This is a genomic window from Arcicella gelida, from assembly GCF_034931025.1.
Classification (GTDB): Bacteria; Bacteroidota; Bacteroidia; order Cytophagales; family Spirosomataceae; genus Arcicella; species Arcicella gelida.
Map to the genome: position 1 here is coordinate 30,016 of NZ_JAYGIL010000002.1, position 26,862 is coordinate 56,877.

Here is a 26,862-nt window from a genome sequence, read left to right on the forward strand (position 1 = left end):
CAGCAATGAAGAAGGCTTGGCTTTTATCATAAACGTCGAGCAACTGAGTACTTCTAAAAATATTAATAATTTTCATTCTTACTATGTCCAATTTTTTAAAACTAAATCTCAAGCAATTTCATCTTATTTTGATGTTATTGTTTGTCCAACAAATCCAAGCACAAAATCAGTACGAACTGAATAGTGCTTGGAAATGTAATCCCATTAAAAGCACCAAAGAAAGTGGTGAAGTAATCTCCTCTCCTAGCTTTTCACTTAATAATTGGAAACCTGCCGTTGTGCCTGGAACAGTGCTTACAAGTATGCTGGCTAATAAAGAAGTGCCAGATCCTTTTTATGGCATGAACAACGAGAAAATTCCAGATATTTATAATACTGGTCGTGATTATTACACTTATTGGTTTGCCAAAGATTTTAAAGAAAGTATTCCTGCCGATGGCTCTGAAGTTTGGTTAAAGTTCAGAGGTATTAATTACGCTTGTGATGTTTTCTTGAATGGTAAAAAAGTAAACCAAAAAGTATTTGAAGGAATGTTTTTGCGTCAGTCTTTCAACATTACAAAATTCTTGGCAAAAGATGGCAACAATCGTTTAGCTGTAATTGTTTATCCTCCTTACACTGTCGGAAATGCCAATGGTGGACAAGGCGGTGATGGAACTATCGCCAAGAACGTTTCGCTACAATATACTGCTGGTTGGGACTGGATTCGCCCAATCCGTGATAGAAATACAGGTATTTGGGATAAAGTTTATATCGAAAAAACAGGAAAAGTAAACTTAAAAGACCCGCATATCATTACGCTAGTTCCTGAAAAAAGAATGCCTGATGCCATTCAAAAACCTGCCATCATCAAAGCTTCTGCCGATTTAGAGAATCCTTCTAGCCAAAAAGTGGAAGGTACTTTGGTTTATACAATGGATGGAATGAAAGTATCAAAAAAAGTAATTCTTCCTCCGAATAGCACAACTACTGTTTCTTTAGCTGATTTATCTTTAAAGAATCCCCGTTTATGGTGGCCTGCTGGTTATGGAAAACAAGAATTGTATGATACCAAATTTGAATTTATCGTCAACAATAAAGTATCTGACCAAGAAGCTGTAAAAGTGGGTGTCCGTGAAATTCAGACTGATTGGAATGCACATACGGCTAGTCGCCAGATTTATGTAAATGGACAAAAAGTGTTTATCAAAGGTGGTAACTGGATTATCTCTGATGCGATGTTACGTTTTACCGACGAGCGTTATGATGCAGAAATTCGTTTTCATCGTGATATGAACTTGAATCTTATTCGTATTTGGGGCGGAGCTTTGGTAGAACGTCCTGAGTTTTATGCAGCTTGTGATAAATATGGCATGTTGGTTTTTCAAGATTTCTGGATGTCGGGCGATTGTAATGGTCGTTGGGTTGACCCAATGAAGAAAGAAGACCAATGGACTAGAAGAAATTATCCTGATAATCATCAATTATTCTTAGAATCTGCCGCCGACATGATTAAAATGGTAAGAAATCATGCTTCTTTGGCAATATGGTGCGGTGGAAATGAGATTACTCCGCCTGAAGACATCCTTGTTCCTTTAAGAGATGAGATTTTGCCTAAACTAGACGGTACTCGTTGGTTTATAGATTATTCCAATTCTGATGAAATGTCATTTAATTCATTAGGTGGTAATGGCGATGGTCCTTATGGTATTCAACCGCTTGATGTTTTCTGGAATCAGCGTACTTTTCCTTTCAATTCAGAAGTTGGTTCAGTAGGTACGGGTGATTATGAATCTTTGAAACGCTTTATTCCTAAAGAAAACCTTGTTGTTCCTTATCATGATGCTAATCAAAAACCTGATTCTGTTTGGACATATCATACTTATACAGGCGTTGGTTACAATGAATTTATTAATCCTTATGGAAAACCTAAAGACATTAAAGATTTTGGTTTGAAAGCACAATTAGTCAATTATGATCAATATCGTGGCCTGATTGAAGGTTTCTCTTCTCATATTTGGGATTGGTACACAGGCGTAATCATTTGGAAAACACAAAATCCTTGGACAGCCATGCGTGGACAAATGTATGATTACTATTTAGATCCTAACGCTTGTTTGTATGGTTTAAGAAATGGTAGCGAATTGGTACACATCATGGCAAATCCTGTAGATGGAATGTTGATGATGGTAAACAATGATTTCAAAGCTCGTAGAAATTTAATGCTAGTAGCTAAAGCGTATAAGATAGACGGTACTGTAAAAGAAATAACCCAAGTGTTTACTTATATTGAAGCAAGTTCTGTGAAAAAGATACTTTCTGTAAAAAAGGTTTTAGATGAAATTGGTGCTGAAGATGGTTCGTTTTTGTCTTTACAATTATTAGACGAAAATAAACAAATAGTGAGTGATAATATATACTGGTATCCAAACGCAAAAGGAGAATATTCTGGTTTACAAAAAATGAAAGCTGCTGAAAATTTAAAAGTATCCGTAAAAAGTATTGCATCAGGTAAAATAGAAGTAAGATTAACCAACCCAGCGAATAATCCAATTGCTTTCTTTAACAGAGTATCTTTAGTAGATGCCACGAGTAAAGAGAGAATCTTACCAGTATTTTATAATGATAATTATGTTTCGATTGCCCCTGGTGCTGAGAAAACCATTATCATCGACAACGTTCCTTTACAAACAAAACCACAAGTATCTATTGAAGGCTGGAATTACGCTTTGAAGTATTTCAATGTTAATTAATGTCTATGAGGTTATGAGTTTAAAGTTGATGAGAAGAGTTTTTTGTTTGATGTTAAGTATTCTTATAAATCGTTAGCTTTTATCAATGAATATTTTTCTATTAGCAGGCGAATTAATTCGCCTGCTAATAGAAAAATAACTCCGCTGTTGTCCGTGTCTCACGGACAATTGCAGAGAATACTTCTCATAAACCTTAAACTCATAAACTCAAAATCAACTCCTACACATCTTCTTTATCTCTAAGTTTACTAAGTACTTCAGTCATTTCTCTGGTATAAATATCTAATCTTTCCGCAGCGTGTTTAATGGCATTGATAAAAGTAGCATGGTCTTCTTGTGAAAGAGAAGTATCATCATATAAATTACAGATTCCCAACATCAACGTAACTGGATGACGTACTTCATGCGAAATCTTAAATAAAAGCCCTTCTAAATCCTTAATACGCTGTTCTCTATCTTCCTCTGCTTTTTTACGTTCATCAATAGGAATTCTGATAGAAAAATATTGAATAATATTACGACTTTCATCAAAAACAGGAAGAATGATACTATCCTGCCAGAAATAAGTACCATCCTTAGCAATACTTTTCACCTCACTTCTCCACATTTCTCCCGCAGAAATTGTTTGCCACATTTCTTTAAAGAATGCTTTAGGATGATAATTAGCACTTAAAATCCTATGATTTTGCCCCAACAACTCTTCTTCCTGATATTTACTTACCTCACAAAACTTTTTATTTACATAAACAATAACTCCATTTGTATCAGTAACAGAGCAAATGATACTTTCGTTAATTGCCATTTGATATGCCTCCAGAAATCGTAATAACTCCCGTTTAGACTTATCCTTAAAAGTATAATTATCTGCCATAATGTGTGTCACCTTTAGATAGATTTAAAAAACAAAATTAAGTATTTGAACTACAAAGCCTAAAAAACTGATAAAAAGCAGTTTTTCGAATTGATAAATCTAATTTTCAGCAATTTAAAATTTATCAAGTTACGTTAAAAGTATTTTATAACCAGTCATTTTAATAAATGACATTTATCATTTTTATGAGCAATTATACTCACAAAAGTATCTGGTAATTGTCATTCAGTTGCCTTCACAAAAGTTATAATTTTGAATATGAAATTTGATAAGGCATTAGCAATCAAGCTCATGAACATTGCAAGTAGTATTCATTACCGCCAATAATTTATATTACTTGCTGTTTCTTAAAGAATACAAGCACATTAAAACCGCCACTAATAACTCATAACCACTATTTCTTAATAAAACAACCTCATACATTTACGACCGCCATCGTATTGTATGAAGGTTGTTTACTTTTTTAGGCTTGTTTATTATCTTTAACAAAGGCGAAACGCTTAATGAAATCATCGTAGCGGTAACTCTTCTAGTTACCGTTTTTTATTCCAAGCAATAAAGACAACCGCAAGGAATTGCCTCTACAACAAACTAACTACTTCTAAAAATTGTAAAATAATGAAGAAATTAAAGCCAAATAATTATCTTTATCAATTACATAAGTACTAAGAATAAATTAATTGAGGATATAAACCTATAATGATTTGAGGTTAAAGCTCTTATTATTAGTCAATCATATAAATCCTTATAGGTTAATTAAAAACTTCTGAATACATACAAACAAATAAACTGCACAAAACAATGACAACAATTTCAACACAAAGACATCTGTATAGATTTTACATCATCCTTACCACAACCTGTGCTTTCTTCCTTTTCTATGGTTCAACAATCTTACTATCCACAATTGATAAGCTCATAGATGATGAGCTAGAAGGGGCTAATTGGATATTCTTTCTCTTAGGATTAGGAATGGTTGCATTCTCAATTCATCACACATTTATTTATTTCAAAAAAACGCCTGTAGTTACTATCAAAAATGATGTTATTACTTTTGGCGATAGTGAATCATTCCTTATCAAAGACATTACAGACATTACTTTTTCTACAAAAATACCTTTTAGTAGCACCTATACCTATAGAAATGAAATGGAAGGGATGATTATTGAGTTTAAAAACGGAACAGAGAAAGTACTCTATGATGATTTATATGAGAATTTATGGGAAATAAAATCTTTCCTTTATCAAGTGGTAGAACAACAACAAGCCTATCAATCGTTTGAAGTAAATCAGTATGAATTTATTGATTTAACATCAACAGAAACGAAGGTTTTTGATGGAAATCAATTTACGAGTTTCAGAGGAATCATACTTTGGTTTTTTGTTGCCTATTTTGTTTATTCAATCTATTCAATGACGAGCAATTCTTACTCGCCCACAATAATATACAGTGTATTATTTTTAATAGCAGGCATTTTATTTTTTTCTTGGATGATGAATTACATCATCATTACCAACGATTATTTGGTTATTAAAAATCATAATATCTGGTTTTGGCAAAATATTTATGCTCTAAAAGACATCGAAGAAATAGTCTTTGAAACTGCCAGAAAAAGCCCTAATGCTATCAGAATCATCACTAAAGACTTTAAATCGAATTCATACAAAGCATCCACACTAAGCGATACTACTTGGCTACAATTAAAAGAGCAATTAAACATAAAAGGTATTGAAGTAAGGAATGAAATTATTTGAAATGAATGAGCTGACTTAAAAATCTCTTGTCAACATAGATAAATTTTCATTAAAATCATTGTAACAGTAACGCTTGCAGTTACCGTTTACTATTCAAAACTATAATAAAAATGCAAAGTGTAAGAAAGGAATTATTTGATATTCTTAAACCCTATTTCAATGACAGGAAATATAAATTGATGAATAATATGGGCGCTCCTCAGTTTATAAGATTTGTAGAAAGTGATTATGTAATACATTTTTATATGAATTTCTTTTCTACAAATACAATCTTTTTTACAAGATTCAATATTTCTCATTGGGATGTGGAGAATGTTATTCTTGAAATAGGTTTACCCAATATTGGCTTGGACTCATATATAAATAAAGACAGATATTTTTTACCTACAATTGTAGATAGAAGTGTAATTAATATTAATGAAGACCGACCTTTAGAAACCAAAAAACAAGTACAAGAATATGCCAAAGCTATTAAACAATATACCGAAACCAATGGTAAGGCTTTTCTTGATAAATATAGTTATTTGCCTAATTTGCTACTTTTGATGAACGCATTAGAATCAGAAGATCTGAACTGGAATAATAGAGAAAAAGGAGGATTACATGGTAGTTTAGATGCTTATTTTAGAGGATTAATTATTTCAAAATTATGCAATGACCCAGACTTCGAAAGTAAACTAAATAGAATGGACAAAAAATTTAATGACCCATCAAATGAAGAATGGCAACCCTATTACGAGCAACTCAAATTAAAGCTATCAGCATTAAGTCCAAAATATAATTTATAAAACAAATAAAGACTTATTTGCCTTTGTTGAAACGATCCCCTCCTTGATTATTTTTAACAAAATCAGAATGCTTATTAAAATCATTGTAACGGTAACGCTTGCAGTTACCGTTTTTTTTTTTGACACTTTCTCGTATTTTGTGTAAGTCTATTTTATAGTTTTTACATCTTACAATTAGCTATTGTTATATCAAAATACAATTTTAACGTATAACAATTAGTCATTGTTATACTACAATAAAGTTGATATGTATTACAATAAGCCAATGTTATACTACAATGCAATTTTTACGTATCACAATTACTGATTGTTATACTAAAAGATATTTTTTGCGTGTAACAATAAATCATTGTTATACTATTTTATAATTTTTACGTGTAACAATAAATCATTGTTACACTACAACAAAATTTTGTAAACAAGCAAAAAAGAGAAATTACTAAGAGATAAGCCTTTGTTGAAAAATTATCAATCAATTTTCTAAAGAAAAATTTTAGCTAAATATTCAAAAAAAACTTATCTTTAAACAAATATTTCAAGATTAAGTCACTACAAATCAGCACTTTAATCATCTACTTTATTTCATACATGTTCAACATTTAAAACACCCATTGATATGCCTAAAATTACTATCCTCAGAAGTTTTAAAAGATGCAGAGAAGATGAATTAAACATCAAGACTTTAGCAATTATTCAAAGCTTAACATCAAACGCTCATTTTCCAGCTCCGCAACCCAGTTTAGAAGAAATTAATCAAAGCAGAATCGCTTTTCTGGATGCTTTGATTTCTTCAAGAACTGGAAGTAAACAAGCAACGCTCTATAAAAAAGAATGTAGAAGTATTTTAGAAGAACAATTGGAATTATTGGGTTTGTATGTAAATATGAATTGTTTTGATAATGAAGCAATAGCCCAAAGTTCAGGATTTGAGGTTAAAAAGAAAGGAAAGCCTGTTGGTATTTTAGCCAAACCCAGCAATTTGACAGTAGTCAACAGTCCAGTAAAAGGTACTTTAATCGCCAATATAGACAAAATACACAGAGCCAAAAGCTATATTTATCAGATTACGACTGCTCCCATCACAGAAACAAGTATTTGGGAAACACATATTAGCAGTCGCAAAAAAATGGTATTTGAAAACCTACAATCAGGCACAGAATACGCCATCAAAGTAACCGCAAAAGGCAAAGAATCTGTTTTGGTGTATTCAGATGTGGTGTTTAGTTATGTTTTGTGAGACTTCAAACACATATAATTAAAAAAGGGATTGATGAAAAAACTTTCATCAATCCCTTTTTGGTATGCTTGTATATTTTCTTTTATCGCCAAATAGTTACTTTAAATTCATATTTCATTAAATTTCTGCCCTTGTTGGAATTATTTCCAACAAGACAGGCGTCAGCAACGCATCATTTCGTCTATAATTGATTTTGTCTGTCTTGTTGGTGAAAAAACACCAACAAAGTCAGAGTGCCTTCAATCCAGTAAGGTTTTAAAAACCTTATTAGGATTATACTTAGCTCTCATAATAAAAATTTCTTATAATTCAATCGTAAAAGTAGCACTTACACTCAAGATTTAATTATCTTTATCAAACCAATTAATATTTCTAAACATTTCAATAAAATACACAAAACATGAAAAAATTACTACTCACCGTTTTTGCCTCTTTTGCACTCTCAAGTACTTTTGCTCAACAAACAGAATTACATTTCGCCTTAAATTCTGGACTTTTTTCATTTCATGGCGATGCGACTAATGCTAATTCAAATATTAACTACAGTGCAGATATTAAAAGAGGGTACACCAATAATCCTTATGGCACGAAATCGGCACTTTCGTATGGTTTCTCTGGGAATTTAAAGAGAGTTACCAAAAAGAATTTTATTCTTGGTCTTGACCTTGGCTATGAAAGTCTGAGAAGTAAAGTAAATCTTCTTGGAGTATATGGAAGTCCTCAATCTCCTGGTAATCTTCTTACAACCGAAGGGAGTACAATTTTAAGTGCAGATTTTATCAATATCTTTCCATCTCTGGGTCATCGCTTTCATACTAAGAAATTAGCCCTTGATTTAACTGGAGGCTTTGATATTGGTACCAATCTTAAAACGCATGAAAACGGAAAAGCAACAGCTGTGGACGGTACAGTATTTACTACTGATATTGAAAGAAAAACCATCAATACTGAAGTTAGACCAAGAATTCAACTTGCAGTAAATTATAACAAAATGGGCGTTTATGCAGGTTATTCTTATGGCTTTATGAGTTATAAAGCAGGTTATGTTGGTGGTTCAACAGAATGCGTTTCAAGACTAATACGCTTTGGAGTAACTTACAGGTTTTTGTAAGGAAAAGACATACAATAAAAAAGCGTCTTGAAATTGAATTTTCAAGACGCTTTTTTATGTGTTTATGTGCTAACTTATTTACTCTTTGCATCCCAAAGAGCGGCTTTTGCTAGAGCTGCTTTATCGGAGCTTCTGGCTTTAATCCAGTTGCTCAAGAATTTGTATGATTTCTTATCAGTTGTAGCATCCACTAAGCTATCTAACACAGCAAGAGCTTTAGGCACTTGTCCTTCACGGAAATAAGCTGTTGATTCTTCTCTCCACACCCTGCCATTAATTGACTTTTTATCAACGCCTAGTTTAGCCAAATTTGCTCTGACTTTGTTGATTTTTGCCACAGAATACTTACTACCACGACTACTATACAAAGAATACATGATAATATTTTCAGCTGTTTGTTTTACCAAGTTTTTATCATATTTGGCATTAAATTCTCCTAAATGGCTAATCATGTATTCAAAAATATCATTCTCATCATCCATGATTACTTTCTGTAATAATAAAAAGCTGGTATTATTGCCATATTGTGTTGCAGGAACGATTTTAGCATAATTATTCATCACATTGATGTTATCAAGTGTATCACGCATGATTCTCGCCATAAAACCATATTCTATCAAAAAGTTGGCATCACGATTCCCCGAACGATAGCTTGCTTTGTAATTACTGGTGCGTTGTTTAGGGTCAAGAGCTTTGTTGGCTGCTTCAATTAATGCTTGTGGAGTATTGTAGTTTTCGCCCAAAACGGTGATGTGCATTAATTTTACATCTTTATCAAAAAACAAAAGCGTTGGTGTTGAAGGAATCCAAATACCTTGTTTGTTCAAAAAAGCTGCACCTTCAGCAGAAGTAATATCTAGCTTGTAATTGACAAAGTTTTGATTGTAGAGACTTCCTACTTGAGCATTTTCAAAAGTAGGTTTAAAGGCATTACAAACATGACATGTGGGTGCATACACTTCTAAATGAACAGGTTTGTTTTGAGCTTTAGCTAAATCGAAAACCGTTTTTAGATTACCACTTTGTAAAAAAGCTGTTCCTTTTTGTGCAGTAACTAAATGCGTGAGGAATACAAAAAGAGAGAGAATAAAGAATTTTTTCATGGTTAAAAATGGGGATTGAAATAAGAACCTCACCCCCTGCCCCCTCTCCTGTTGAGAGGGGAGAAAACTCTATGAATAAAAGCTCCCCTTCTCAACAGGAGAAGGGGCTGGGGGATGAGGTTTTTCTTACTGCTGTTGTTCAGCAGCCTTAATTTCTTCTTGTAGGTTTTTAGTTAAAGTTCTACAAAGGTTATCAATTAAAGTTGACATCTTTTGGTCGCCAGTGGCATCTACTAAGGTATTTCCAATACTTCCGATTACTTCAATGTAAAAACGTTTCATTTCTAAAACGTCCATATCTTTTGTCCAAAGTGGTAAAGCTAACGTTCCTTTGTGGTAATGATCCCAAACACCTACAAAGATTGATTTTGTTTCTTCAATACCTTCATTTGGGTTGTCTGTTGCAGACCATTGAATTTGTTCAGGGATACTTTGGTCGTCTAATGTTACTTTAAAATTAATTTCAGAATGTTTCATTATAAAAGATGGGTACTTTTTGTATAATTGTTTTAAAAATTGAATCGTCTCAAAAACTGATAGCTAATAGACTATTGATTTGCAAAGACTTTTTTCAATAAATCCGATACACGAGCAGCAGGATTTTCTCTGATTTTCTGTTCTTCTTGAGCGACTAAAAGGAATAACCCATCAATTGCTTTTTGAGTTGCATATTGTTTTAAATCTGGGTTTACTTTTTTTGTAAAAGGAATTTTATTGTACGTTGTAGCAATATCTCCATACAATTTTGTAGCACCTGTCGAATTGATAGATTCCTCCATTACTGGTGCAAAAGCATTGGTTAAAGCCACAGAAGAAGTTCTTTTCAAATAATTGGTTGCGGCATCTTTATCGCCTTTCAAAATACTCAAAGCATCTTGAATCGTCATTTTAGTAATAGCATCCACAAAGATAGGAACAGCTTTTTCTGCTGCTTTTTCTGCTCCACGGTTTAATGCAGTAATAAATTTATCGCATTGTGCACCCAAACCAATCTGACGAAGCTTCTGTTCTACATTTTGTGCCTCTGGTGGAAACAATAATTTAATCGTTTGATTTCCAAGATAGCCATCTAATGCAGAAGCTTTTGATGAACTGTTTTTAATACCAACAGTTAAAGCCTCTTTCAAACCTTTACCGATTTCATCTGTTGTTAAAGCACCTGGTGTTCCGCTCAAAACATCATTTGCTTGTTTGAGGATATTACCAATATTCTGTGAATTACAACTACTCACAGAAAACAATAATGATAGGCCTAAGAAAATTCTTTTCATTTTTTTAAATTTCAATGTTTAACAATATGAAAACTGACAAAATTTTATGGAAAGTCATTGCCATTTAAACGCCAAAACACTTGAATTTGTGTAATTTTGAACAAAAATAATCAATTAGGACTAAGCCTTTAGCTAAAAGGTAAAAATAAAAATGATTCGAGCAGAGATAATTACCATTGGTGACGAGATATTATATGGACAAATTACCGATACTAATACGCAGTGGATTAGTGCTGAACTTGATAAAATAGGGATTCGCACCGTTAGAAAATCATCCGTTGGCGATACAGAAGAAGCCATTTTACAAATCTTTCAAGAAGCGACAGAAAGAGCAGATTTAGTGATTGTAACGGGTGGACTTGGACCAACAAAAGATGATATTACCAAAAAGACATTCTGTAAATACTTCAATACAAATCTTGAAGTACATCAAGAAGCTTTGACTGATTTAACAGAATTCTTCAGAAAAAGAGGAAGAGAAGTAACAGGCTTAAATCTTGGTCAGGCAGAATTACCAGCCAATGCTACTTATATCAAAAATACCATGGGAACAGCTCCCGGCATGTGGTTTGAACAAAATGGAGTAGTTTATATTTCAATGCCAGGCGTACCTTTCGAAATGAAAGGTTTGATGACAATCTCATTATTACCTAAAATTCAAGAGTACTTTAAAACACCTGTAATTTTCCATAAAGTAATTCGTACTGTTGGTATTGGTGAATCATTATTAGCAGAAATGATTGATGCTTGGGAAGATGCACTTCCTCCGCACATTAAATTAGCTTATTTACCTTCAATGGGAAGTGTGAAGCTCAGACTTACTGGTTTCGGCGAAGACATTAAAGCACTTGAAAAAGAAGTAGAAGACGAATTTGAAAAAGTATTGCCCATCATCAAAGACTATGTATATGGTTTTGGAAACGAAGAACTAGAAGAAGCCATCGGTCGTTTATTAAAAGAAAAAGGCTTTACAGTTTCTACTGCTGAAAGTTGTACTGGTGGCTATTTAGGGCATCAGTTCACTAAAGTATCAGGAAGTTCAGCCTATTTTATGGGTGGAATTATATCGTATGACAATGCTGTTAAAATCAATCAATTAGGTGTAAAAGCTGAAACATTAACACAATTCGGAGCAGTTTCAGAGCAAACAGTTATCGAAATGTCAGAAAATATTCGCAAATTATGCCATACAACTTTTGGATTAGCAACTAGCGGAATAGCTGGTCCAGATGGAGGAACAGCTGACAAACCAGTAGGCACTATCTGGATTGCCATCGCTTCAGAACAACAAACAATCACAAAGAAATTGCAATTGGGTGGATTTCGTGAACAAAATATTCATCTTACAGCAATCAACATCCTGAATTTATTAAGAACAACATGGCTTTAATCAAAGTAATTATGCCCAAAATGGGCGAGAGTATCATGGAAGCTACTATTTTAAAGTGGCTTAAAGGCATAGGCGAAAAAATTGAAGCCGATGAATATTTATTAGAAGTAGCTACTGATAAAATTGATACAGAAGTACCTTGCACTGAATCGGGTATCATAACTGAAATTTTGGTTCAAGAAGGAGAAATTGCAGAAATCGGAAAACCTATTTGTATCATTAATACTGAAGGTGAAGAAGTAGATTCTTTACCAAAAGTAGAAGTTATTTCAGATAAACTTGCTCAAGAAATTGAAGAAATCAAAACCTTGACAGGTATTAATCTTGATCCAACGGCTCAAGAAACAGTTTCAAATACAGGTGCTAGATTCTATTCTCCTTTGGTATTAAGTATTTCTAAAGAAGAAAACATTTCAACGGCTGAACTAGACACAATCGTAGGTTCGGGAGCAGACGGAAGAGTAACCAAACATGATATTTTAGCTTATTTAGAACATAGAAAAACGGCTAAAGTAAATATCCCAGCAGTAAAAGCTCCTGAAAAAATTGTTACAAGCCCTACTCCTGTTTTAACTTCTGGTACAGATGAAATTATTCAGATGGACAGAATGCGAAAAATGATTGCAGAACGTATGATAGAATCTAAAAGGGTTGCTCCACACGTTACTTCATTCGTTGAAACAGATATGACGAATGTGGCAATTTGGAGAAACAACGCTAAAGATGCTTTCAAAAAACAATATGGCGAAAACATTACTTACACACCAATTTTGGTGGAAGCCATTGTAAATGCTATTAAAGATTTCCCACAAATTAATGCTTCTGTGGATGGTGATAAAATCATCTATAAAAAGAATATCAACGTTGGAATGGCTGTTGCTTTGCCGAATGGCAATTTAATCGTTCCAGTGATTCACAATGCTGATTCTTATAATTTGATTGGTCTAACAAAGAAAATCAATGATTTAACCAAAAGAGCGAGAGAAAATAAACTAAAGCCAGAGGATTTAGAAGGTGGTACTTATACTTTCTCTAATATCGGTACTTTCGGAAACATTATGGGTACTCCTATTATCGTTCAGCCACAAGTAGCAATTATGGCATTTGGAGCAATCCAGAAAAAACCAGCGGTAATTGAAACACCTCAAGGAGATTTATTAGGTATTCGTCACAAAATGTTTATTTCTCATTCTTACGACCATAGAATTGTTGATGGTTCATTAGGCGGGCAATTTGTAAAAAGAGTGTCTGATTATTTAGAGGCTTTTGAGATTGAGAGAAAGCTTTAGTAATTATTATCGGTTATCGGTTATCGGTTATCGGTTATCGGTTATCGGTTATCGGTTATCGGTTATCGGTTATCGGTTAAAATGAAATAGATTAAGAAAGTAATAGTTCATAATATTTTAAAATCTTATGAACATAAAAAAACCTGATTGAAATAATTCAATCAGGTTTTTTATTGATTATATCAAATATTGAGAATCACTCATTCATTAATTCACTCAATATCTAAAACTCAGCATCAGCAGGTTTGCTTAAATTTGGTTTGATAATTCTTAACCAGATTAATAATTTAATCATTGGGTAAGTTGGGTCAAATTCATACCATTTTGAAGCAAAATTCATGCTATTAGGTAATTTATGATGATTATTTTGGAATAACTCTCCCATCATCAAAAAGTCAAATATTAAAGAATTTCTAGATTTATCTTTATTATCATGATTTTGATAACCATATTTATGTCCTGACCAATTTACAATTGCACCATGAACAGGTCCCATCAAAAAGTGAATAGGCAATAAAAAAAAGAATGCCCAGTGCATGTCAAAATAAACAAAAGCTACTATATACATCACAACATAAGCAATACCCCAACCAATTCTTGAAATCCAGTGATCTCCCAATTTCTCTATAGTCTTTGAAAAAGGATAATTATGGTCAAAACGCTCTTCTATCTTAGAACTGTTATTTAACAGAGCATTATAAATATCTTTTGTCTTCCACATCATTGCAAATACATTATCCGAAAAATGTGGTGAATGTGGGTCTTTTTCAGTATCACTGAAAGCATGGTGCATACGGTGTAAGATTGCGTAAGCACGTGGACTTAAATAAGATGAACCTTGAGAAACGTAAGTGAGGAAATAGAAAAATTTCTCCCAAAACTTATTCATGGTAAACATCTTGTGTGCCGAATAACGGTGTAAAAAAAACGTTTGGCTAAATAAAGATAAGTACCAATGAATGATAAAAGCGGGCAATACCAACTGCATGATTATATTATTATTTTAATTTGTTCTTGTGATTGAGAATTAAAAAGACAGCTACTGTATAAGTTATTTAAAACTTATACAGTAAAACCTTAACAAAGTTACCGAATGTTTATTAAAAAGGGTTTAAATATTTTTTATTCTGACATTTGCAAGCTTTAGAAGGAAGTAAGCGAGTAAGCCAATAGATTTGCACCCATCTGTAAAGCTTTCAAACGAATAGTTTCTGGGTCTTTATAAACAGCTTGATCTTCCCAACCATTTCCTAAATCGCATTCAAAACTATAAAAACAGACTAATCTACCTTCATAAATCAAACCAAAACCTTGTGGTGGTTTATTGTCATGTTCGTGTATTTTGGGTAAACCATTGGGAAATTTGAATTTCTGATTGTAAATAGGATGATTAAAAGGCAACTCTACAAAACTTAATTCTGGAAAAACCTTTTTCATTTCTCTACGAATAAATTTATCTAAACCATAATTATCATCAACATGCAAAAAACCTCCCCCTATTAAATATTTTCTAAGATTAGCCACATCTCCATCACTAAACAGCACATTTCCATGTCCTGTTAAATGCACGAAGGGATAAGTAAATAATTCAGGGCTTGAAGGTTCTACAATATCTTCTTCGGGAGCAATATTCGTTCTAAGGTTACTATTGCAGAACTTGATTAGGTTCGTCAATGAAGTCTTGTTACAATACCAATCTCCACCTCCACCATACTTCATTTTGGCAATTTTAAATGAATATTGAGCAATACTTTGATGATTAAAAACCAAGAAAAAAATTAACAATAAAATACTAGCAATACTTTTACGGATATTCTTCATTGTTGAATTACTTGATTGATTAAATACTTCATTATTGATTAATTAAATTCAAGGTAAAACAAGCTGCTAAACCAGCGGTTTCAGTTCTTAATCTACTTTTCCCTAGAGTAACAGGTTGAAAACCTTTTTTCAAGGCTTGTTCTATTTCATCTGTATTAAAATCACCTTCTGGCCCAATTAATACTGCATAATTCCCTTTTGGAGTAGCTAAATCTTGAATTAATTTTCTATCTCCTTCTTCCAAATGAGCAATCATTTTCTGAGATTCAGCTACTTCTTTTTGCAAAAAAGCTTTCCAAGTAATCATTTCGTTGATTTTTGGCAAAAATGCTTTTAAAGATTGCTTCATCGCTCCTATCGCAATTTTCTCAATTCTAGCCGTTTTAATTTCCTTACGTTCTGAATAACGAGTTTGAATAAAAGAAATTTCATGAATGCCCATTTCTACACATTTTTCAACCATCCATTCAATTCTATCCATGTTTTTGGTTGGAGCAATAATTAAATGAATGTAAAAATCATGGCGTTCATAATTTTGTTGTTCTTCAACAATTTTTACTTCACACTTTTTTTCGTGTGCAACCCTAATTTCACATGTATAAAAACCACCTTTACCATCTACAACATACAATTTACTCCCGACCGACAAACGAAGTACTTTTATGGCATGGCGAGATTCTTCTTCATTCAACAGTAAAGTTTGCTTGATATTCGGTTCGTAAAATATATTCATGGAATTTGTCTTCTTATAATTCTGAAAATCATTTAATGTTCTCAGCAGAAGTGTTTGAATTGCGATAAAAAAAGTAAATAAATGCAATACCAAGTATTACAATGGGTAAAGCAACGATTGAACCTTCAAAGCCAAAAGCTCCGCCAGTCCATATAATGTCGCCCTGTACGTTTTGAGAAACGATTCCTTGAATATCATGTCCAGATACTTCAAAGCCAAAGACTGCTCCTTGAAAGAAATTCCACGTAAAATGTAGCCCAATCGGAAACATTAAGTTTTTTTGGAAGATGAAATAAATTCCCAATAAACAACCAGCTAAAGTAAGATTGACAAGAGGAATGAAGCCAATGTGATTGTTCATCAAATGTAAACCTGCAAAAATAAATGCAGAAGTACTCAGAGCAATATACTTATTGGTGCCTTCCATTAAAGTACTCAGCACGTATCCACGAGCCATAAGTTCTTCTGAAACGGCAACTGCTAGAAAAAAGAAAGTATATGAAACGAAAATTATGGGATTAAATTCAAGCTTTACAACTTGAACGAATCCCATAATTTTCAATATAATAAATCCAGTACTTATTAAAAAAATGCCAATAATACATCCAAAGGCAAAATCTTTACTTTTGTTTTTCCAATCTAACCCCAAACTTTTGAGTGAAATCCTTTTCCCAAGCATTCTTGGATAAAGCCAAACGGCTAATATTTCAAAGAATAGTCCCCCTATTTCATACACTAATAATTTATCATAGTGCTGAGGCAAAATAATTATTTCATAAAGCTTGTCGAAGTCGATTTGATAAACGAAAGTCAACAGAAATACAGTGAAAGTTCTTCCAAGTCCAACAAAAAAGATGAAGAACAACAGAAATCCAAAGACTTTAATAAGTGACTTAAACCAAATTGGAGAATTACTAAACATTTATAAACGAAATTAGTCTTCAGCTTCAGTTTTGAAAGAAAACAAAGTTGGGTTTAATTTGAAGTTCCCAGACAAGTAATCGTCCACAAATTTAGTAACTACTTTATCATTTACTTCTTCAACATTCAAGCATACTTCTAATCCGATTCCGAATTCAAAATCTTCATCAATTTCCAAATGCTCTGAAAGTTTAATTTCTTCGTTTTCTTCAATTTCTTCAATCAATTCAGTAATGAACAATTCTACTTCTTCATCCATTGCCTCATTTGAAGTATAAGTCTCATCTCGGTTCTCTACAGGAACATATAAAGGAAAAGACTTCATCGCTTGTCGCTCGGCAGTTTCATAAACAATACTGTTGTAATGCAAACGAAGTGAGTAAATAACAGCATCAAAAATTGCTTCTTGACCTTTGTATTCACCTACAAACTGAACGTGAACAAATTCTTCAACGTTATCAGGTTCATCATTCAGTTCGTCTTCAAAATAAACGAACTTCTTTCCTGCTTCTTTGCATTCCTTTTTTAACTGTTCAATTTCTTTAGGGTCTAGTCCCGGATTCGATTTTAATGACATATTACAATAGATTAATTTATGACTCAAAGATAACAAAAATGCCCACTAACACAAAAGTGCTGTGGGCATTTTCAGGCTTATTGTTTACTTATCTTATCAATAGTAATTCTCTATATTTTGGTAAAGGCCATTCATCATCATCAACGATAAGTTCTAATTTATCTACACAATAACGAATTTCCTCTAAGTAATTCTTCACTTTAGTACTGTAAAGTCTTGCTCTTTCAGCGGTATCTTCAACATTATTAGCTTCTTTTCTAGCTTCTGTCATTTCATCAACTAAGTTGTTGATTTTGGCAGTATAGATAGATATTTTCTTGATGATTTCAATTGTCGGAGCATAATACTGAGGATCAATACCAATCTCTTTTTGTCCACGAACATTATCAACTAATTGAGTTTGATACTTCAAAGAAGTTGAAACAATGTGGTTGATAGCTAAATCTCCAACAACTCTTGATTCAATTTGGATTTTCTTAATATAATTTTCAATCTCGATTTCATAGCGTGCGTGCATTTCAATTTCATTGAAAATACCATGTTTCGAGAATAAATCAATCGCCGATTTATCCAAATATTTTCTAAGTGCCTCAGGAGCAGTTTTTAGATTTGATAATCCTCTTTCAGCCGCTTCCGCTGCCCACTCTTCCGAATAACCATTTCCTTCAAAAAGAATTTTTCTTGATTGTTTTACATACTTTTTCAATACTTCAACAATTGCTAATTCTTTTTTGATGCCCTTTTCCAAGTAAACATCCACTTCTTCACGGAATTGTAATAATTGGTTAGCCACAATCGTGTTAAGGATTGTCATTGGTGCTGCTGAATTAGCAGAAGAACCAACTGCTCTAAACTCAAATTTATTACCCGTAAAAGCAAAAGGTGATGTTCTATTTCTATCAGTATTATCTAATAAAAGTGCTGGAATTTTATTGATTCCCAATCTTAGATAAACGTTATCTCCTTTTTCTAATTTAATATCGTGCATTTCTGAAAGGTTTTCTAAATCATTCAATACACGAGTCATTTCTGTTCCGATGAAAATTGAAACAATGGCTGGAGGAGCTTCATTAGCACCTAAGCGATGTTCGTTCCCAGCTGTTGCGATAGAAGCACGCAATAAATCAGCATAATCATGAACAGCTTTAATAGTGTTCACAAAGAAAGTAAGGAAACGTAAATTTTCTTTTGGTTTAGTTGATGGACCTAAAAGATTTACACCTGTATCTGTAGCCAAAGACCAGTTATTATGCTTACCAGAACCGTTGATACCAGAAAATGGTTTTTCATGAAAAAGTACACGCATTTTATGTTTTGCAGCTACTTTATTCATCAAATCCATTAAAAGAGCATTGTGGTCGCAAGCTAAATTTGCTTCTTCAAATGTTGGAGCAACCTCAAATTGAGCTGGAGCAACTTCATTATGACGAGTACGCACTGGCATGCCTAATTTCAAAGCTTCTAATTCAAAATCAACCATGAAAGCATTAACTCTTGAAGGAATTGACCCAAAGTAATGATCTTCCAATTGTTGCCCTTTAGCAGGCGAATGTCCAAAAACTGTTCTTCCAGACATCATCAAATCTGGACGAGCATTGTACAATGCTTCATCTACCAAGAAATACTCTTGTTCAATCCCAACAGAAGCCGACACTTTTGATACTTCACGACTAAAGTATTCATTCATTACTTTAGTTGCAGCTTTATCAATCAATTCACTTGATTTCAATAAAGGTGTTTTATAATCTAAAGCCTCGCCAGTATAAGAAACAAAAACCGAAGGAATACACAAAGTAGCAGTTCCTGCAACATTTTCCATAATGAAGGCTGGAGAAGAAGGATCCCAAGCTGTATAACCACGGGCTTCAAAAGTAGAACGAATACCACCATTTGGGAAAGATGAAGCATCAGGTTCTTGTTGAACTAATGCTGAACCTTTAAATTTTTCAACTGCTTTACCTTTACCAGTAATGTCAAAGAAAGCATCATGCTTTTCAGCAGTAGTACCCGTCAATGGCTGAAACCAGTGTGTATAATGTGTTACTCCTTTCGACAAAGCCCATGATTTCATCGCAGCTGCAACTTCATCAGCGGCTTCTCTATCAATTTTCTTACCATCTTCAATCGCATTTGTAATTTTCAGATAAGCTTCAGGACTTAATAAGGAACGCATTACTTCATCATTAAAAGTATTACTTCCGTAATAATCGGTTACTTTTTCTGTCGGTATTTTTACCGGTACAGTCGGACGTGACTGAGCTAACTCAAGTGCTTTAAATCTTGCAATTGCCATATAAAATTTTTCAGATTATTTTTTTAATGTTAATGGATATTTCACTCAGGGTTTTGACTGAAGCCTCAAGCAAACTACTTATTACATTTCAATCTCTACCTTTTAATTCCACTAAATAATAAACTCACGCATAAATGTAATTGAAATTTATTTTTTATTAATTAATCCCTCTTAAAATTTAAAAAAATAGCCCAAAATCAACTTTTTCATTAAAAATCAATAACCTTCAAATATCACAATTTTATCAACATTAAAATAACTAAAGAAAAAATTTAACTATTTCAAGAACTTTATATTTTATTCTGCAAAAATTTTGATTTACAAAATAAAGTATTGTAATTTTGATAATAACAAAATATAATTTCATCAATTGAAATATGGCAATTGTTTAACGCATTAGAATAGTTCAAATCAATCGAAAAAACATAGCCATGTTTAAAAATTTCATAAAAATCATTTTTTTCTTGTGAAATTCAACTTTTGAAGTATAAATTTGTAGCAAGAAATAAGGAAATTAACCAAATAAATAAAAATCCAATAACAAAATCATGGCAAAAGCTAAACTTGAGTACATTTGGTTGGACGGTTACAAACCAACTCAGAGCCTTCGTAGTAAAACTAAAATTGAAAATAATTTTAGCGGTAAATTAGAGGATTGCGATATGTGGTCATTTGATGGTTCATCAACAGAGCAAGCTCCAGGTGGTTCTTCTGACTGTCAATTGAAACCTGTTTTCATTTGCAAAGATCCTGAACGTTCTTTATTGGGAACTCCATCATATCTTGTAATGTGCGAAGTTTTAGATTCTGAAGGTAATCCACACGAGTCTAACGGTCGTGCTACGATTGAAGATGATGATAATGATTTCTGGTTTGGTTTTGAACAAGAATACTTCTTATACGATTTAGCTACAAATCTTCCTTTAGGTTTCCCTTCAAACGGATACCCTCGTCCACAAGGACCATATTATTGTTCAGTTGGAGCTAAAAATGCTTACGGACGTAACATCGTTGAAGAACACTTAGAATATTGTCTTCAAGCTGGTTTAAACGTAGAAGGTATCAACGCTGAAGTTGCTGCTGGTCAATGGGAATTCCAATGTTTCTCTAAAGGTGCAAAACAAGCTGGTGATGAAATCTGGGTTGCTCGTTATTTATTAGAAAGAACTTGTGAGAAATACGGTGTTTGGGTTAACTACCACTGTAAACCTCTTGGTAATACTGACTGGAATGGTTCAGGTATGCACGCTAACTTCTCTAACACTGCTCTTAGAACAGCTGGTAAAAAAGAAACTTACGACATCATCTGCCAAGCATTCGCTCCTTTCGTGAAAGAACACATCGAAGTATATGGTGCTGATAACCACTTACGTTTGACTGGTAAACACGAAACTCAATCTATCGATCAATTCTCTTATGGAGTTTCTGACCGTGGTGCTTCAATCCGTATTCCAATCGCTGCAGTACAAAAAGGATGGAAAGGATGGTTGGAAGATCGTCGTCCAAACTCTGCTGCTGATCCATACAAAGTGGCTGCTCGTATCATTAAAACTGTTAAAACTGCAGTTATCTAATTTTGATACAGCATATAATATCAAGGAAGCTCGACTAATTTAGTCGAGCTTTTTTATTGTTATATCAGATAATCAGCTAATTATGAATCTAATATCTAGCTAGTTTTACTTTTTTAGCTACAAATTTCAATCTTGATAACTATCTTTGCAGTATGAAAAAAGTAGCATTTTATACATTAGGCTGTAAACTTAACTATTCTGAGACCTCAACTATCTCAAGAATGTTTGAGCAAAAAGGTTATCAAAAAGTTGAGTTCAATCAAAAGCCAGACATATTCATCATCAATACTTGTTCAGTAACCGAAAATGCTGACAAGAAGTGTAAGAAAATTGTAAAAGAAGCCAATAAAATAAATCCTGATGGTTATGTAACAATCATTGGTTGTTATGCACAATTAAAACCTCAGGAAATTGCCAATATTGAAGGAGTAGATGCGGTATTGGGTGCAGCAGAAAAATTTCAATTGATAGATTTATTAGACGGTTTTGTAAAAGAACCTTCAGGCAATAAAGCCAAAGTTTATAATCAAAATATTGAAGAAGCTGTAGAATACCATACTTCGTATTCATTAAACGATAGAACCCGTACTTTCTTAAAAGTACAAGATGGCTGTGATTATCCATGTGCTTACTGTACAATTCCTTTAGCTAGAGGAGGAAGTCGTTCTGACACTATAGAAAACGTATTAAAAGCGGCTCGTGAAATCGCTGAAAGTGGTGTAAAAGAAATCGTTTTAACTGGCGTAAACATCGGTGATTTTGGTCTTCAAAATGGAAAAAGAGAAAATACGTTTTTAGATTTAGTAAAAGCCTTAGACGAAGTTGAAGGTATTGAACGTTTTAGAATTTCTTCAATTGAACCTAATTTATTGACTGATGAAATTATCGCTTTCGTAGCAAGCTCAAAACGTTTTGTACCTCATTTTCATATTCCATTACAATCGGGTTCAAATAAGGTATTGGCTTTAATGAAAAGACGCTATAAAAGAGAGCTTTATGTAGATAGAGTAAATAAAATAAAGGAATTAATGCCTAATTGTTGCATTGGCGTTGATGTAATTGTAGGTCATCCAGGAGAAACGGACGAAGAATTTTTAGAAACTTATAATTTTTTGAACGAATTACCAATTAGTTATTTACACGTTTTTACTTATTCAGAAAGAGAAAACACCTCAGCATTGGCTATCAAACCTGTAGTGTCAATGAGTAAAAGAGCTGAACGCTCGAAAATGCTTCATATTTTATCTGATAAAAAAAGAAGATTTTTTTACGAAGAACATCTTGAAGATTCATTTACAGTACTTTTTGAAGAAGATGTTGAAAATGGACAAATGCAGGGTTTCACTGAAAATTATATCAGAGTAACAGCCAAATATGACCCAATCTTGATTAATGAAATAAAAAAAATAAAGCTTTCGAATATCAACGAAAACATGCTTGTAGAAGTTGAAGAAGTTGAGGTTTATGAAACACATTAATATTCATTGATATTACAATATTTTAGCGAGGCTATTCTTAAAAGGATGGTCTCGTTTTCATTTTACTCCTAAACTGCTGACAAACAAAGCCTATAATTGTTTCTAACTCATAAAAAATGACAAAAAGCATTTTTGGAAATTAGAAATTTCTGCGTCAAAACTCCCCTTTTTCGTATCTTTGCACTCGCTTATTCGTTTTAGTATCTCTTATCAAATATTTTAGGTCACGAATAAGTTTTTTTGATAAGAATACATTCACGCTGTAAACTCATGTTGAAGATGAAGCCATACAGAGTAATTCTTTATTATAATTACACTCCTATCCCCGATGCGGATATTTACCGAGAAAAGCATCATTTATTTTGTTTAGAAAATCGTTTATTAGGTCGTATCATTGTTGCTTCTGAAGGACTAAATGGTACTGTTTCTGGTTTGGCTGAAGACTGTGAACGCTATATGAATTGGTTAGAAAATGACCCAATTTTTGCAGGTTCTGATTTCGATTTTAAAGTTGAAGAGCATGAGGAACACGCTTTTGCTAAGCTTCATGTAAGAGTAAAAGAAGAAATTGTCAATTCTGATTTACCCGTTGACCCAAGAGTGAGAACAGGAAAGCATTTAGAGCCAGCAGATTTCAAAGAAATGTTGAAAAATGACCCTGATGTTGTTTTGGTTGATATGCGTTCTAACTATGAACACAGTATCGGAAAATTCAAAGGAGCAGTAACATTTGATATGGAAACGCTTCGTGAATTGCCAGAACACGTGCAAGAAATTGAACATTTGAAAGATAAAAAAATCATTACTTATTGTACTGGTGGAATAAAATGCGAAAAAGCTTCTGCTTATTTAATTGAACGTGGTTTCGAAAATGTTTATCAATTGCACGGTGGAATTATTAAATATGGTTTAGAAGAAGGTGGTGAAGACTTTGAAGGAAAATGCTACGTGTTTGATAACAGAGTAAAAACAGAAGTAAATACTGTAAACCCTGTCATCATTTCAAAATGCCATATTTGTAAAACAGATACTGAAGATATGGTAAACTGTGCTAACCCAGAATGTAACGAACATTTACCAATTTGTGCTACTTGTTTGTTAGAAATGGACGGAGCTTGTTCTGAAGAATGTAAAAATCATCCACGCAAACGTCCTTACAATTTAAAAGGATATTACTCTAAGCAGTCGGATAATTATACTCCAGAATTTGGTTTCAAAAGTAGAAAATTAACAAAAAGTCCTTTGGAACAAAACGCTTAATTTATATATTTGACGGATATATGCAACTAGAGGTATTGTAGTAATTACAATACCTCTAGTTTTTTCATTTAAAATCATTCAGACTATGTCCATTTCACCAACCGATTTAATTACAAATGCTGATGGAAGTATATATCATTTGAATCTTCGTCCAGACGATATTTCTGATACTATCATTACAGTTGGTGACCCCGAAAGAGTAGAAAAAATTTCTAAATATTTCGATAGCGTTGAAGTAAAAATTAGTAAACGAGAATTTGTTACTCATACTGGCTATCTTGGCAAAAAACGTCTTAGCGTTATTTCTAGTGGAATTGGTACTGATAATATCGAAATTTTAATGAATGAACTCGATGCCTTAGCGAACATCGATTTAGCAACAAGAACACCATTTAACGAGCATAAATCATTAAATATTATTAGATTAGGCACCTCTGGAAGCTTACAAAAAGAGATTTCTCTGGAAAGTATCGTAGTTTCTAAACTAGGTATTGGCTTTGATGCACTAGGTTATTTTTATACTTCGCAAAATAATTCTATCACCGAATCTATCAAAAAGTATTTTGCTTTAGATTTTATGCCTTATGCTAATGCAGGAAGTGAGTCTTTGTATAATCTGTTTATGGAAGATTCTCCAGTCGATTGGTTTGAAGGCAATACCGTTACTTGTCCAGGATTTTATGCTCCACAAGGTAGAGTTTTGAGATATAGTCCTAAAGTTGAAAATCTGTTAGAAAATTTTAATTCATTCAGACATGATAATTTATCATTGACTAATCTTGAAATGGAAACGGCTGGCTATTATTTAATGGGAAAAGTACTAGGTCATGAAGTATTATCAATCAGTGCTATTCTAGCCAGTAGAATGACGAACGAATTTGCTAAAAACCCTGAAAAGTCGGTTGATAATTTAATCAAACTAGCGTTAGAAAAGCTCTCAAAATAACATAAAAAAGCTGTTTCTATCAAAATTTTGAAGAAACAGCCTCTTTATAAAATCTATCAGTGAATTGAGTAATTAACTATGAGTTAATTTTTCCTCTTAAAGCACGTGGGATGTCAATTGTAGCAACTGGAGCCGAAGGATTATTTAAAATCGCAACGTTTTCAGCTTTCAATTTAGCAACTTTCAATGTTTGTCCTAAGTCTAAGCCAGTAATGTCAGCTTCGATAAAGTCAGGAATGTTATCTGATAAACCTTTCAATGTTACTTTACGTAATTTTTGAACCATTTTACCCCCTTTACGAACGCCTGGTGCATCACCAATAACTTTCACAGGAACGTCAATTTTGATTTCTTTACCTTCAACGATTTCTAAGAAATCGACATGAAGAAGAAGTTCTGATACTGGGTGGAATTGTGAATCTTGAACGATAGCGTGGTGAATTTCACCTTCGATATTTAAAATTACTTCTGATACTTCTGGAGTATATAATAATTCACGGAAAAGAATCATTGGTACAGCAAAGTGAATTTGTTTTTCACCACCGTACAATACACATGGAGCTAAAGATTCGTTACGAAGATCTTTTGCTGATTTTGTTCCAAGGGTTTCTCTGTTATACCCTACGATTTCAATCTTTCTCATTTTTGAGTGATTTGTGTTGAAAGCCTGTCGATTTCAAGGAAATCATTCCTTGTCATTCCTTGAGCACTATCCTCAATCAACCGTTTAAATTAATTTTTTATAAATAATGAACTGATAGACTCATGGTCACGAATTCTGCCAATTGCTTTGGCGAATAATTCTGCTACTGATAATACTTTAATTTTATCACTAGCTTCTTTTAATGGAATTGTGTCTGTTACAACCAATTCAGTCAATACTGAATTGTTGATATTTTCATACGCTTTTCCAGAAAGTACTGGGTGTGTTACGATGGCTCTTACAGATTTAGCACCTTTGTCCATGATTAACTGAGCGGCTTTACACATTGTTCCTCCAGTATCAATTAAATCATCGACTAAAACGACATCTGCACCAGTAACATCACCAATTAATTGCATTGTTGCTACTTCGTTAGCACGTTTACGTTGCTTATCGCAAATTACCATTTCTGCATTGAAGAACTTAGCAACATTACGAGTACGAACCACACCACCAACATCTGGCGAAGCAAACAAAATATTATCTAATCCTAATGATTTTAAATATGGAACGAAAATAGCTGTTCCTTCTAAGTGATCTACAGGAAAATCGAAGAAACCTTGAATTTGTCCAGCATGTAAATCTAAAGTCATTAATCTATCAGCACCCGCAGCAGTTAATAAATTAGCTATCAATTTTGCTCCGATACCTACTCTTGGCTTGTCTTTTCTATCCTGACGAGAATAGCCAAAATAAGGCATAACAACCGTAACATAGTGAGCAGAAGCACGACGAGCACCATCAATCATTAACAAAAGCTCCAGCATATTATCCGCTGGTGGGAAAGTTGATTGAATGATGAATACATCACATCCTCTGATAGATTCGTTAAAACTTGGTGACATTTCACCATCTGAGAAACGTTGAACAGAAGACAAACCTAAATCTTTTCCGTAAAAGCGAGCAATTTCTTTTGCTAAATATTCGGAAGATGATCCTGTGAAAATCTTAACTTGATTGATAGCAGCCATTTTTTTGGAGAGTTTTCTAAAGCTCTCTTAATTCAAAA

At 33.2% G+C, this 26,862-nt stretch carries 23 protein-coding genes; 11 read left to right on the forward strand and 12 right to left on the reverse strand.

Annotation, left to right across the window (positions count from 1 at the left end; all coding sequences use genetic code 11):
* The first annotated feature begins 83 nt into the window (after nt 1–83).
* On the forward strand, nt 84–2,732 hold the full coding sequence (locus VB776_RS00170) for a glycoside hydrolase family 2 protein (RefSeq protein WP_323324827.1): 2,649 nt from the start codon (nt 84–86) through the stop codon (nt 2,730–2,732).
* A gap of 220 nt (nt 2,733–2,952) precedes the next feature.
* Here VB776_RS00170 and VB776_RS00175 read toward each other — a convergent pair whose 3' ends face one another.
* Complete coding sequence (locus tag VB776_RS00175; RefSeq protein WP_323324829.1) at nt 2,953–3,603, reverse strand: PAS domain S-box protein; 651 nt, start codon at nt 3,601–3,603, stop codon at nt 2,953–2,955.
* Between the two features lie 801 nt (nt 3,604–4,404).
* Between VB776_RS00175 and VB776_RS00180 the strand changes: the two genes are divergently transcribed.
* The 4 genes from VB776_RS00180 (at nt 4,405) to VB776_RS00195 (ending at nt 8,494) form a co-directional block, all read left to right on the forward strand.
* On the forward strand, nt 4,405–5,358 hold the full coding sequence (locus VB776_RS00180) for a hypothetical protein (protein ID WP_323324831.1): 954 nt from the start codon (nt 4,405–4,407) through the stop codon (nt 5,356–5,358).
* A 110-nt stretch (nt 5,359–5,468) separates the two neighbouring features.
* Entirely contained in the window at nt 5,469–6,146 is a 678-nt protein-coding gene (locus VB776_RS00185; RefSeq protein ID WP_323324833.1) for a hypothetical protein, read from the forward strand.
* Between the two features lie 616 nt (nt 6,147–6,762).
* Nucleotides 6,763–7,383 carry a hypothetical protein gene (locus tag VB776_RS00190; RefSeq protein WP_323324835.1) on the forward strand — a complete coding sequence of 207 codons (621 nt, stop codon included), beginning with the start codon at nt 6,763–6,765 and terminating at the stop codon, nt 7,381–7,383.
* 400 nt (nt 7,384–7,783) lie between these two features.
* The gene (locus tag VB776_RS00195; RefSeq protein ID WP_323324837.1) at nt 7,784–8,494 is read left to right on the forward strand and encodes a hypothetical protein; all 711 of its coding nucleotides are present in this window, start codon (nt 7,784–7,786) and stop codon (nt 8,492–8,494) included.
* 74 nt (nt 8,495–8,568) lie between these two features.
* Here VB776_RS00195 and VB776_RS00200 read toward each other — a convergent pair whose 3' ends face one another.
* From VB776_RS00200 to VB776_RS00210, 3 genes are all read right to left on the reverse strand, one after another.
* Nucleotides 8,569–9,597, reverse strand: coding sequence for a thioredoxin family protein (locus VB776_RS00200; protein WP_323324839.1), 1,029 nt, complete (start codon nt 9,595–9,597; stop codon nt 8,569–8,571).
* A gap of 126 nt (nt 9,598–9,723) precedes the next feature.
* Nucleotides 9,724–10,074, reverse strand: coding sequence for a gliding motility protein GldC (gldC, locus tag VB776_RS00205; RefSeq protein WP_323324841.1), 351 nt, complete (start codon nt 10,072–10,074; stop codon nt 9,724–9,726).
* Nucleotides 10,075–10,145: 71 nt separating this feature from the next.
* Nucleotides 10,146–10,868, reverse strand: a complete 723-nt coding sequence (locus VB776_RS00210) for a DUF4197 domain-containing protein (RefSeq protein WP_323324843.1) — start codon at nt 10,866–10,868, stop codon at nt 10,146–10,148.
* Between the two features lie 151 nt (nt 10,869–11,019).
* On the opposite strand from VB776_RS00210, the gene VB776_RS00215 reads away from it, so the two are divergent.
* On the forward strand, nt 11,020–12,258 hold the full coding sequence (locus tag VB776_RS00215) for a competence/damage-inducible protein A (protein ID WP_323324845.1): 1,239 nt from the start codon (nt 11,020–11,022) through the stop codon (nt 12,256–12,258).
* Entirely contained in the window at nt 12,249–13,547 is a 1,299-nt protein-coding gene (locus VB776_RS00220) for a dihydrolipoamide acetyltransferase family protein (protein WP_323324847.1), read from the forward strand. The genes VB776_RS00215 and VB776_RS00220 overlap by 10 nt, the downstream gene beginning before the upstream one ends.
* A 223-nt stretch (nt 13,548–13,770) precedes the next feature.
* On the opposite strand, the gene VB776_RS00225 is transcribed toward VB776_RS00220, so the two are convergent.
* The 6 genes from VB776_RS00225 to VB776_RS00250 form a co-directional block, all read right to left on the reverse strand.
* Entirely contained in the window at nt 13,771–14,535 is a 765-nt protein-coding gene (locus VB776_RS00225) for an acyl-CoA desaturase (protein WP_323324849.1), read from the reverse strand.
* A 155-nt stretch (nt 14,536–14,690) separates the two neighbouring features.
* A complete protein-coding gene (locus tag VB776_RS00230) occupies nt 14,691–15,368 on the reverse strand; it encodes a DUF4159 domain-containing protein (RefSeq protein WP_323324851.1) in 678 nt (225 codons plus the stop codon).
* Nucleotides 15,369–15,399: 31 nt separating this feature from the next.
* On the reverse strand, nt 15,400–16,101 hold the full coding sequence (locus VB776_RS00235) for a 16S rRNA (uracil(1498)-N(3))-methyltransferase (RefSeq protein WP_323324853.1): 702 nt from the start codon (nt 16,099–16,101) through the stop codon (nt 15,400–15,402).
* A 28-nt stretch (nt 16,102–16,129) separates the two neighbouring features.
* Nucleotides 16,130–17,023: a CPBP family intramembrane glutamic endopeptidase gene (locus tag VB776_RS00240; protein ID WP_323324855.1), complete on the reverse strand. Its 894-nt coding sequence runs from the start codon at nt 17,021–17,023 to the stop codon at nt 16,130–16,132.
* 12 nt (nt 17,024–17,035) lie between these two features.
* Entirely contained in the window at nt 17,036–17,599 is a 564-nt protein-coding gene (locus VB776_RS00245) for a hypothetical protein (RefSeq protein ID WP_323324857.1), read from the reverse strand.
* A gap of 88 nt (nt 17,600–17,687) precedes the next feature.
* Nucleotides 17,688–19,892 carry a glutamine synthetase III family protein gene (locus tag VB776_RS00250; RefSeq protein ID WP_323324859.1) on the reverse strand — a complete coding sequence of 735 codons (2,205 nt, stop codon included), beginning with the start codon at nt 19,890–19,892 and terminating at the stop codon, nt 17,688–17,690.
* Between the two features lie 548 nt (nt 19,893–20,440).
* Between VB776_RS00250 and VB776_RS00255 the strand changes: the two genes are divergently transcribed.
* From VB776_RS00255 to VB776_RS00270, 4 genes are all read left to right on the forward strand, one after another.
* Entirely contained in the window at nt 20,441–21,466 is a 1,026-nt protein-coding gene (locus VB776_RS00255) for a glutamine synthetase beta-grasp domain-containing protein (RefSeq protein ID WP_323258982.1), read from the forward strand.
* 152 nt (nt 21,467–21,618) lie between these two features.
* Complete coding sequence (mtaB, locus tag VB776_RS00260) at nt 21,619–22,944, forward strand: tRNA (N(6)-L-threonylcarbamoyladenosine(37)-C(2))-methylthiotransferase MtaB (protein WP_323324861.1); 1,326 nt, start codon at nt 21,619–21,621, stop codon at nt 22,942–22,944.
* 279 nt (nt 22,945–23,223) lie between these two features.
* Nucleotides 23,224–24,204 (forward strand): oxygen-dependent tRNA uridine(34) hydroxylase TrhO, encoded by a 981-nt coding sequence (gene trhO / locus VB776_RS00265; protein ID WP_323324863.1) that lies wholly within the window; start codon nt 23,224–23,226, stop codon nt 24,202–24,204.
* A gap of 85 nt (nt 24,205–24,289) precedes the next feature.
* Nucleotides 24,290–25,150, forward strand: coding sequence for a nucleoside phosphorylase (locus VB776_RS00270; protein WP_323324865.1), 861 nt, complete (start codon nt 24,290–24,292; stop codon nt 25,148–25,150).
* A 76-nt stretch (nt 25,151–25,226) separates the two neighbouring features.
* On the opposite strand, the gene VB776_RS00275 is transcribed toward VB776_RS00270, so the two are convergent.
* Together VB776_RS00275 and VB776_RS00280 are read right to left on the reverse strand one after the other, a co-directional pair.
* Nucleotides 25,227–25,793: a 50S ribosomal protein L25/general stress protein Ctc gene (locus VB776_RS00275; RefSeq protein ID WP_323324867.1), complete on the reverse strand. Its 567-nt coding sequence runs from the start codon at nt 25,791–25,793 to the stop codon at nt 25,227–25,229.
* Nucleotides 25,794–25,882: 89 nt separating this feature from the next.
* The gene (locus VB776_RS00280; RefSeq protein WP_184137720.1) at nt 25,883–26,824 is read right to left on the reverse strand and encodes a ribose-phosphate pyrophosphokinase; all 942 of its coding nucleotides are present in this window, start codon (nt 26,822–26,824) and stop codon (nt 25,883–25,885) included.
* Nucleotides 26,825–26,862: the final 38 nt, after the last annotated feature.